The organism is Chryseobacterium carnipullorum, assembly GCF_900142785.1.
Taxonomy (GTDB): Bacteria; Bacteroidota; Bacteroidia; order Flavobacteriales; family Weeksellaceae; genus Chryseobacterium; species Chryseobacterium carnipullorum.
In genome coordinates, this window is sequence record NZ_FRCD01000009.1 from 205,312 (window position 1) to 215,393 (window position 10,082).

A 10,082-nucleotide genomic window follows, 5' to 3' on the forward strand; every position below is an offset into this window, starting at 1 on the left:
GAATGAGAACGATACGATATTGCAAAACTCAGCCTATATATTCCCAACTGAATTTATTGTCAAAGTTAATGCAAAGTAAAATAATAACTAAAGATAATGCTTATCCAGCTTGATAATCTTTATTTTTAAACAAGACAACAATTCAGATCCTACAGGATTTGGCCACTCAGAACCGGATGTCCGGTAGATTACAATGAGTTTTAGAAATTTAAATTTAATAAACCCTATAGTCCGCGCTGTTACAGAAGCAGGATATTCCAAACCTACAGAAATCCAGTATGCAGCGGTTCCCCCTATTTTAGCAGGAAGAGATTTTATAGGATATGCTCAGACCGGTACAGGAAAAACGGCGGCATTTGCCATGCCTATTCTGCAGTTACTCAAAAGAAATACACCAGATCATAAAGAAATACGAACTTTAATATTAACTCCAACACGGGAATTGGTTCAGCAGCTGGAGGAGAGTTTTAAAGTATACAGCAAATATTTACCCCTTTCACAGCTTTCTATTTTTGGAGGTGTATTGTCTGGAAGCCAGCTCGCCGCTCTTAGAAAAAGAGTAGATATCCTGATAGCAACTCCGGAAAGACTTCTTAATCTGGTAAGCCAGAGACCTATTGATCTTTCTAAGATCGAAATTCTGGTTTTGGATGAAGCTGACAGAATGCTTGATATGGGATTCGCAGAGGACGTAAAAAAGATCTTAAAACTTATTTCTCAGAAGAGACAGACTTTATTTTTTTCTGCAACAATGCCTTCAGAGGTCCGGAAATTTGCAGACGCCATGATGAATAATCCTGTTGAAGTCACTGTAGACCAGATTCCATCACCATTGCAGTGTGTTAATCAATCCGTTTACTTTGTTGAAAAGACCAAGAAAACAGATCTGCTGATCAATATTCTGCAGGATGTATCGATTTTGCGTTCACTGGTTTTTACAAGAACCAAGCAGGGCGCAGACAGATTGGTAAAACAATTGGAACGCACCGGAATCTTTGCTGCAGCTATTCACGGGAATAAATCTCAGATCGCAAGACAGCAGGCTGTAGAAGATTTTAAAAACAGCAAGATTCGCGTATTAGTAGCCACCGACATCGCTGCCAGAGGAATTGATATGGAGGAACTTCCTTATGTTGTCAATTATGAACTTCCGGATGTTCCGGAAACCTACGTGAACCGGATTGAAAGAACGGGAAGAGCGGGGACCAAAGGAACTGCCGTTTCTTTTTGTGACGAAGGGGAACGCTCGGACTTAAGCAATATTCAAAAGCTGATAGGATTTATTATGCCTGTCGGGAAACTTCACTATATTCATTAAATCACAACAAAATAGATGGACTCTTTCCGAGAGAAATTCCGGAGAAAAGTCATCAAATAATTAACACAACAATTTTTAATAATAATTACAATGCAAGAAGGCACCGTAAAATTTTTCAATGAAGCAAAAGGCTTCGGATTCATTTCTCCAGCAGACGGAGGTAAAGATATTTTTGTACACTCTTCAGGTTTAGATACAAGATCCATCCGTGAAAACGATAAAGTAGTTTTCGAAGTACAAAAAAGCGACAAAGGTTTAAATGCAGTTAACGTAAAGTTAGCATAATTTGAATATACAATTGAGCGAACATTGAATGATCAGTAGCAATACTTTTATTTGATTCCGTTAAAAAAACCTCTTGCTTCATGCGAGAGGTTTTTTGTTTAAGAAAATTGAAGCTGGCTATTGAGGGTAAAATTTCATCTGCAAAAAAACTGATCATCGCTGCTAAAAACATGATATTTTCCCCCAAAATATTCTAAAGTTTGGCATATGTTCCTTTAAAACGGCCATATCCTGCTATATTTGTCCCCGAAAAAGTAATTCTACAATTATTATCAATGAATTTATTATATGTTAACTGGGATGTAAATTCCGAAATTTTTACTATTGGTGGGTTTCCCCTAAAATATTATGGTGTGTTATTTCTTGCGGGACTTGTTTTATGCTACAACATCTTAAAAACCATTTATAAAAAGGAAAATTTAAGCCATCAGGCTCATGACGCGCTTTTCTCTTATGCCTTCATTGGTATTTTGGTTGGAGCAAGATTGGGACACTGTCTTTTTTACGATTTCGACTACTATTCCCAGCATCCTATTGAAATATTTCTTCCGATCCAAAAAGGAATTGACGGAGCTTATCACTTTTCAGGATATGCAGGACTGGCAAGCCATGGTGGAGGAATAGGACTTATCATTATGCTTCTGATCTATGCGAGAAAATTTTCTATCAAGTTTATGACGGTATTGGATGTGATTGCTATTGCAACTCCCTTAGCCGGGGCATTTATCAGGCTGGGTAATCTGATGAACTCAGAAATCATAGGAACCCCTTCTGATCTTCCATGGGCTTTTATATTCAGACATGTAGATAATACTCCACGACATCCTGCCCAGCTGTATGAAGCAATTTCTTATCTGCTGATCTTCCTTCTGGTATATTTTATTTATAGGAAAAACATCTTTGAAGTTGGGAAAGGTTTTTACTTTGGAATCACTACTCTGCTGATCTTCGTTGTTCGTTTTTTTGTGGAATTTATCAAGGTAGATCAGGTTGATTTTGAACAGGGAATGAGCCTGAATATGGGGCAGATTTTAAGCATCCCCTTTGTATTTCTCGGACTGTTCTTTATTATTAAAAGTATCCGGGAGAAAAAGGAAATAAAAGTTTCATAATCCTCAAAATATAGACTTAAAAAGCCTCTGAAACCTATCATTTCAGAGGCTTTTTTTTGAGTTATGGATAATAAAAATTGGCTTAAGATCATTAAGCCAATCCGTATTCTTCAGCCAGAATACTAACATCCACATAAATATTCTAATGATTGCAATTGGTCTTCTTCTTCAAATATTTATTGACAATTGGAATATCTATTTTATTTAACGATTCAAAAGTGCTCAAAATAGAACAGGAATAAAAAAAACAGCTATCAAATAAACTTTGTGGTCTATGAAGGAATTTAATGGTCAAATTGGACCAACCAACAACGTATAAATCTAAAACTCTATTAAAGGTTTATAGGTCCTTCCAATCGGCAATTTCTTACCGTTCACCTGTACCATACTTGCAGAACGCACTTCAATTTTGGTCTTGGAAATAATGTAGGATTTATGGATTCTGATGAACAGTTTCGGATCAAGGCTTTCCTCTATCCTGCTGATGGGAATCTTCACAGTGACTGTTCCTGCTTTGGTATGGATATGAATGTATTCTCTCAAGCTTTCAATATAGAAAATATCATGAAGTACAATCTTAATTTGTTTTTTTCCGCTGCTGATAAAAATATGCTCGCGGTCGGCCGCTTCAAGAAGAGCTTCTTCAGCATTCATCAGATATTTGAATTTTTCTACCGCTTTTGTAAATCTGTCATAGGGAATCGGCTTCATCAGATAATCCACAATATCAAGTTCATACCCTTCTACAGCGTACTGATGATAAGCAGTAGTCACAATTACAAGAGGCGGGTTTTTCAGTTTTTTAAGGAAATCAAAACCTTTCACAACGGGAAGATGCAGATCAAGAAACATCAGGTCAATTTCATGCCTGTTCAAAACGTTTCCGGCATAAACAGCGTCGGAACATTTGGCCAAAAGGTGAAATTGTTCGTCCTTTGACACAAAATTCTCCAGAATTTCTGCGGCTATGGGTTCATCTTCCACGATGATGCAGTTGTATTTTTTAGAAGCGGGATGAGTCATTAAAATCAATAATTAAGTTGACAATATACCTGTCGTTTGTACTTTCAACGGTGAGACTGTGTTTGGGATAAAGCAGTTCAAGCTGTCTTCGTATATTTTTCAAACCTATTTTTGTAGAGTTTCCGTGCGGCTTTTCCTCTTTTGAATTTTCAATATGATAATGAAGAACTCCATTATTTAATTTGAGGTCAATATGAAGAAAACTCTGTCCTAAGGTTTCAGAAACTCCATGTTTAAAAGCATTTTCTACAAACTGGATCAGAATGAGCGGAGAAATTTCCTGAGAAGGATGATCCATCTCTTCATTAAAAATAATCACCAGATCACGATGGCGGATCTGCTGAATCTGAAGGAAATCTTTGAGATTTTCAACATCTTTATCTATGGAAATATACTTTTCAGTGGCTTCGTAAATATTGTATCTCATCACTTTGGAAAGCTGCAGGATGACATCCGGAGTTTCATCCGCTTTCTTAAGCGCCATTCCATAAATATTGTTGAGGGTATTGAAGAGAAAATGAGGATTGATCTGTGCTTTCAGCATGCTAAGTTCCTGATCCAGTTTCTCTGCTTTTAATAATGAAATCTGTTCTTTCAGAAGGCTTTTCTGTCTTGTAATTTCCACGCCAAAAATAAGACCCGCCATAAAAATGAGGTCCATAAAAGAATTAAAAGCCACCAATCCGTTGATAAATCCTGAAGGCTGTTTTCCATCAAGCGTTTCCGTTACTCCATAAATGTGTGGATAAATGATATAGTGAGTGAAAAACCTGTGAATGAGAACGGCTGTAACAATAATAAAACAACAGAAAACATAGGTAAGAAACCTCTTGATGGTGGTTTTCTCATAGACATACAGCAGTGAATAGGCCAGCGGCATTTTAATCAAAAGGTAGCCCAGTTCCAGAACAATTGTATTCTGAAGCCTTATCTGCCATGCCATATCAGGAAACTGATATCTCGACCAGTAAAAATCAAGATACACTTCCAGAATATAGTACAATACCCAAAAGAGCAGATGAACATATACTTTTGATTTTCTGTCTGACTTCAAGTGTGATAGGATTTACCATGCAAAATACTATCTTTCAGTGAAAAATAAAAATAGATACCTGCCAAACGAAAGGATCGGTCTACAAACTGCTTTTTACTTCTTTGGTGATGGATATTCTGTAAAGACCAACTGTAAAAAACAGCAGATTAACAGCACATTGAATTCAATTCCATTGGTTCCGCCACCGACTACATACCATCCGTTTTGCCAGTGGATAAAGTAGATTCCTAAAATAAGAACCGGAATATTGAATAACGCAACCCCCATTACATACCGATCTGACCAGATCAGAACTACTGAAAAAAGATGAATCAGTTTCACCGCCCAGGCCAGATAAAGCCCAAAAGGACTAAAACCTATAGTATCCAGATAAAGGCGCCCAAAATTATTAACGTCACCACTGAAAATAGAAGCTACACTGTGCATCAATAAGATAACAGAGAGCGCAGAACGGATATAAAAATTCTTTTTCATGAATCCAAATTAAAGAAACACTGAAAAGAATGAGAACCACTGTATATCAACAGCTTAAAAGTGTATATAAAAGAAAAGAAGGGAGAAGAACGAAGATAGAAGTTACTATAAAATCATCACTTTTGATTGTATACTTTAAACTTCTATCTTCTCTCTTCCTCCCGCCACTATCTTGTTGTGTATCCGCCGTTCGCAAAGATCGTTTGCCCGGTGATCCACCAGCCTTCTGTTACCAGAAACTCAACCAGCGGAGCAATATCTTTAATATCCGTTAATCCTCCCAATGCAGAAGCAGATTGATGATAAGCGACTGCCTCTGATGTTTCCTGACCATAAAAGAAAGGGGTATCCATTGGACCCGGCGCTACTGCTGTTACCGAAATTCCTCTTGATCCAAATTCTTTGGAAGCGGCTCTTGTAAAATGCTCTACCGGAGCTTTTGCCCCGGCATAAGTGGAATAAAGCCCGGTATAAGCTGCCAGTAAGGAGGTAACAATGGTACAGATCTTTCCATGGTCATTCAGTTTTTTACCTGCTTCCTGAAGAAAGAAATAGGCTGATTTTGAATTCACATTGAACATGGTATCATATTCTTCTTCGGTAGTTTCTGCAAATGGTTTCTTAAGCACCATTCCAACAGTATTGATCGCAATATCTATTCCTCCGAATTTAGAAACAGCTTCATCAAAAAACCTGGATATATTGTCTACTTTGGTAAGGTCTGCCTGAAACAAAAATGCTTCTGCTCCCAGTTCCTGAACTTCGGCCAGTGTTTTCTCACTGTCTGCTCTTGAGCTTTCACTGTTATAATGAATAGCCAGTTTTGCACCTTTAGCTGCAAAGTCTCTGCTCAGCAGTCCACCCAAATTTTTGCCACCTCCGGCAATTAATACTACTTTTCCTTTGACCTCTTGTGTTGACATTATGATTACTTTAAATTGTTAGTGAAACAAAGATCAATAATGAATGCCAGTACAACATGGTGAATCTTTCGGAAACTGTACCGGATTACGAATTTCCTGAATTTGCTCCACTCAAAAATGAGTCGATTGAAAAAAATGCATTTTTTTCATCTACAACACAAGGATATATCCCATTACATACCAATTGGATACACCCTTCAAGAGCCCTGGAATTCAACTTTTTTTCAAGAGAAGTCTAAAATAAGTGAGTTTTAGGCACGGCATTTGCAACTCTGCCAATCATATTATACACCACTTCATTCTTATAATATATTATTTTCCATAATCCTCAGTTTACTGGGGATTTTTTTTATCATTACCTCTGGATTGAATGAAATAGATCCTCCTTTTAAAGAAGGGAAAATACATTTTTGATAATCAATGATTTAATATAGGTTTATTCAGTTTTTTGTCGTATATTTGTATATTAATTAACAGGCCTCTGCCTTTGCTCTCTGTATAGTTTAGACATTCTTTCTTATCAGTTCCCGCTTTTTCAGATGCCCCATTTTTAAAAAAATCACTTCTTTTACTGATGAACGCCAAAAACAAAACTGCTTTCGACGTTTCCTTCGATAAAGATGAACAAACGGATGACTGCGGGCTTTACATAGCATATGGCAGATCAGGTAAACAAATATTACAATATAAAATTAAATACTAGAATAATTTATGGCAGACTCTTTTTCTAAAAAAGAAAATTTCAAGAAAAAAATTCAAAAGCAAAAAGAAAAAGCGCTGAGACGCGAAGATCGTAAGACGAATAACAACAAAGGTGCAGAAGATGTATTCATGTATGTAGATGAATTCGGAAGACTTACCTCTACTCCTCCTGAAGACAGAGAAAGACAGGAAGTAAACATTGATGAGATCCAGCTTGGTGCAGCTCCGATTATGGAGGAAGATGTAAGAAAGACAGGAATCATCACTTTCCACAGTGAAAAAGGCTATGGCTTCATTACTGAAGACAACAGCAAGGAAAATGTTTTCTTTCACAACAACAGTTGTGCGCACCCTGTAAAAAAAGGGAACAAAGTATCTTTCGAGAAAGAAAAATCTCCGAAAGGGTTCTCTGCGGTTAATATCCAGTTGGTTAAATAATCAAAGCTTTAGCTTTACTATAACAGATCTGCTTCATTCGCAGATTTCGTAAAAACAATAAAGAAAGCCGCCCCTGAGGGCGGCTTTCATCGTAAAAAAAAGTAAAATCAATCCAGTTTTCCGCCCAATGCTTTAAACAGCAGTACGTTATTTCTGGTATTCTGATGCTGAAACCGGAGCAGATCCAGTTCGGCGGTCAGTTTGCTTTTCTGAGAATTGATCAGTTCAAAATAATTGGCATAGCCCGTCAAATAGAGATCATTCGAAACCTCAACACCGCGGTCTAAGAAATCCACTTCTCCAGATTTTAACTGCAACATGCGTTCATAGATCTTGGTTTGTTTTAAAATGGACTGAAGTTCATTGAATGCGGTGGTCACACTCTTTTGATAATTGAGAAAGGCAATCTCCTGTTCCTTCCCTGCTACTTTAAATTCATGTTTCAACTGTCCCTTATTAAAAACAGGGACCATTAAACCTCCCAACAGCTGTCCTGCGAGAGAAGCAGGACTGAAAAAATTTCCGGCAGAAAAAGCATTCAGCCCGAAACTCGCTCCAAGATCAATTTTTGGATAAAATGCAGCTCTTGCCGCTTTAGCATCTGCCTGCGAGGCTTCCAGTACATAATAATTGGCCGCTACATCCGGTCTGGAATGAATCACCGCTTCTACATTAATCATTTTATTCAGGACTTCCATATTCGTTGGCATCAGTAACTTTCCACGTTTGACTTCACCGCCATAACTTCCTGTTAAAGTAGTCATAGCCTGTTCTACCGTGACAATTTCAACTTTTATATGTTCAATTTCAGCCAGCCAGTTATTGTTCTGCGCCTTAAACTGCTGAACAGCAAGCTCCGTTGCTTTCCCAACTTCACGCTGGGCAAGTACGATTTCAAAGGCCCTCTGCTGAAGATGATAGTTTTTCTGATAAATCGCCAGGCGATTATCCAGTGCTACCAGCTGATAATATAAGTTGGCAATATCTGTAAACAATTCTACCTGCAACAGTCTCAACCCTTCTTCAGAAGCCAGGTATTTTTTCTGGGCTGCCAGTTTTTTATTTTTAAGTTTTCCCCAGGCATCTATTTCCCAGCTGCTTCTTGCTCCGAGCCAGTAATTCGGGGTAAAGTCCCGGTTGATTTTCTGATCTTCTGTAATATTGGGCGAAAGATTGGTATCGTAATTCCCAACTCCTTCCATTGTATATTTTCCATAACGGTCACCAGAAACCGAAGCGCCAATTTCAAGAGAAGGAAGCAGATCCATTTTGGAACGCTGCAAAAAGCTATTCGCAATGTCTACCCGCTGCTGAGCAATCCGGAAGTCAGGATTGGCGTGAACCACCTGATCAAAAAGTTCCAGCAAATGAGAATCCGTAAAATAATTTTTAAGGTTGATTTGCTGAAAATAATCTGTTTCTGCTGTATTTTCAGTGGTAACGATATCAGGCATTGTCTGAGCTTTTTTAAGTTCAGTTACTTTTGGAACGGTACATGACATTAAACTGAATATTCCAATTCCGTACCCTATATTTCTATGGTTTGATCTCTTCATTTTTCTTTTTATTTTCAAGTTTTGCAAAGAATATATACAGCCCCGGAATAACCACCAGGCCAAATACAGTTCCGATAAGCATTCCTCCCGCTGCGGCGGTACCAATAGAACGGTTTCCGATCGCTCCCGCTCCTGAGGCTATACACAACGGAATAAGTCCTGCTACAAAAGCAAAGGAAGTCATCAGAATAGGACGAAGACGCTGTTTTGCCCCTTCAATGGCGGCCGGAACAATATCATAGCCTTCTTTATTTCTTGCTACGGCAAATTCAACAATAAGGATGGCATTTTTGGCTAAAAGTCCGATTAACATAACCAAAGCTACCTGTGCGTAGATATTATTATCCAGGCCGGTAAGAACCAATGCGATATAAGATCCGAAGATACCCGTCGGAAGACTTAGCAGTACAGGCATCGGAAGAAGGAAACTTTCGTACTGTGCTGCTAATAAAAGATAGACAAACAAAAGACAGATCATAAATATATAGACCGTCTGGTTTCCTGACAGAATCTCTTCTCTGGTCATCCCGGACCATTCTACATCAAAACCTCTTGGAAGCGTTTCTTTGGCGACACGTTCCACCGCTGCAATAGCATCCCCGGAACTATAACCTTCTGCAGGTTCTCCATTGATCATGGCTGACATATACATATTGTACCTGGTCAAAACCTCAGGACCATATACTTTTTCAATGGTGATGAAGGTAGAGAAAGGCACCATTTCGCCTTTGTCATTTTTCAGATATAAATTCAAGATACTTTCAGGAGTATCGCGGTGCTCCGGATCTGCCTGTACCATTACTTTATACATCTGGCTGAAACGAATAAAATTGGTAGCATAATAGGAACCCAGCATTGTCTGAAGTGTTGACATGGCATTGTCTACTGAAATTCCTTTTTTCGCTGCCATATCATAATCCATATGGATCATATACTGGGGAAAAGTAGCATCAAAACTGGTAAAACTGTTCTGCAGTTCGGGGGCCTCATTCAGCTTTTTAACAAAATCTTTGGTGATTTTATCCGTATTTTCAATAGTCCCTCCGGTTCTGTCGAGAAGACGAAGCTCAAAACCACTGGTATTTCCAAATCCGGGAACTGTTAGACTGCACCCCAAAGTTTAGACAAAATTAAACAATATTATTATATGAAAGAGTTCGGTACTGTACCGGACTCTTTCCTTTTAGATTAAGTCTT

At 38.2% G+C, this 10,082-nt stretch carries 9 protein-coding genes and 1 pseudogene; 4 read left to right on the top strand and 6 right to left on the bottom strand.

All coding sequences use genetic code 11. The features are described 5' to 3' along the window. Window positions 1–193: 193 nt before the first annotated feature. The 3 genes from BUC06_RS12110 (at window position 194) to lgt (ending at window position 2,715) form a co-directional block, all read left to right on the top strand. Window positions 194–1,318, top strand: a complete 1,125-nt coding sequence (locus tag BUC06_RS12110) for a DEAD/DEAH box helicase (RefSeq protein ID WP_073334177.1) — start codon at window positions 194–196, stop codon at window positions 1,316–1,318. A 90-nt stretch (window positions 1,319–1,408) separates the two neighbouring features. Continuing rightward, window positions 1,409–1,603 carry a cold-shock protein gene (locus BUC06_RS12115; protein ID WP_034741125.1) on the top strand — a complete coding sequence of 65 codons (195 nt, stop codon included), beginning with the start codon at window positions 1,409–1,411 and terminating at the stop codon, window positions 1,601–1,603. A gap of 275 nt (window positions 1,604–1,878) precedes the next feature. Beyond that, window positions 1,879–2,715: a prolipoprotein diacylglyceryl transferase gene (lgt, locus tag BUC06_RS12125; protein ID WP_073334180.1), complete on the top strand. Its 837-nt coding sequence runs from the start codon at window positions 1,879–1,881 to the stop codon at window positions 2,713–2,715. 321 nt (window positions 2,716–3,036) lie between these two features. Here lgt and BUC06_RS12130 read toward each other — a convergent pair whose 3' ends face one another. The 4 genes from BUC06_RS12130 to BUC06_RS12145 all read right to left on the bottom strand — a co-directional run bounded on the left by BUC06_RS12130 (window position 3,037) and on the right by BUC06_RS12145 (window position 6,189). Beyond that, window positions 3,037–3,738, bottom strand: a complete 702-nt coding sequence (locus BUC06_RS12130; protein ID WP_073334182.1) for a LytR/AlgR family response regulator transcription factor — start codon at window positions 3,736–3,738, stop codon at window positions 3,037–3,039. Continuing rightward, window positions 3,719–4,792: a sensor histidine kinase gene (locus BUC06_RS12135; protein ID WP_073334183.1), complete on the bottom strand. Its 1,074-nt coding sequence runs from the start codon at window positions 4,790–4,792 to the stop codon at window positions 3,719–3,721. The genes BUC06_RS12130 and BUC06_RS12135 overlap by 20 nt, the downstream gene beginning before the upstream one ends. A 93-nt stretch (window positions 4,793–4,885) precedes the next feature. Beyond that, window positions 4,886–5,266: a DoxX family protein gene (locus BUC06_RS12140; RefSeq protein ID WP_073334185.1), complete on the bottom strand. Its 381-nt coding sequence runs from the start codon at window positions 5,264–5,266 to the stop codon at window positions 4,886–4,888. A 167-nt stretch (window positions 5,267–5,433) separates the two neighbouring features. Further along, window positions 5,434–6,189 (bottom strand): SDR family oxidoreductase, encoded by a 756-nt coding sequence (locus BUC06_RS12145; RefSeq protein WP_073334186.1) that lies wholly within the window; start codon window positions 6,187–6,189, stop codon window positions 5,434–5,436. A gap of 711 nt (window positions 6,190–6,900) precedes the next feature. Here BUC06_RS12145 and BUC06_RS12155 point away from each other — a divergent pair. Continuing rightward, entirely contained in the window at window positions 6,901–7,329 is a 429-nt protein-coding gene (locus BUC06_RS12155) for a cold-shock protein (RefSeq protein ID WP_034741140.1), read from the top strand. A gap of 107 nt (window positions 7,330–7,436) precedes the next feature. On the opposite strand, the gene BUC06_RS12160 is transcribed toward BUC06_RS12155, so the two are convergent. Beyond that, window positions 7,437–8,885 (bottom strand): TolC family protein, encoded by a 1,449-nt coding sequence (locus tag BUC06_RS12160; protein ID WP_073334212.1) that lies wholly within the window; start codon window positions 8,883–8,885, stop codon window positions 7,437–7,439. Then, a pseudogene (locus BUC06_RS12165) lies at window positions 8,866–9,987 on the bottom strand (efflux RND transporter permease subunit); the annotation flags it as partial. The gene BUC06_RS12160 and the pseudogene BUC06_RS12165, both read right to left, overlap by 20 nt. Window positions 9,988–10,082 lie beyond the last annotated feature (95 nt).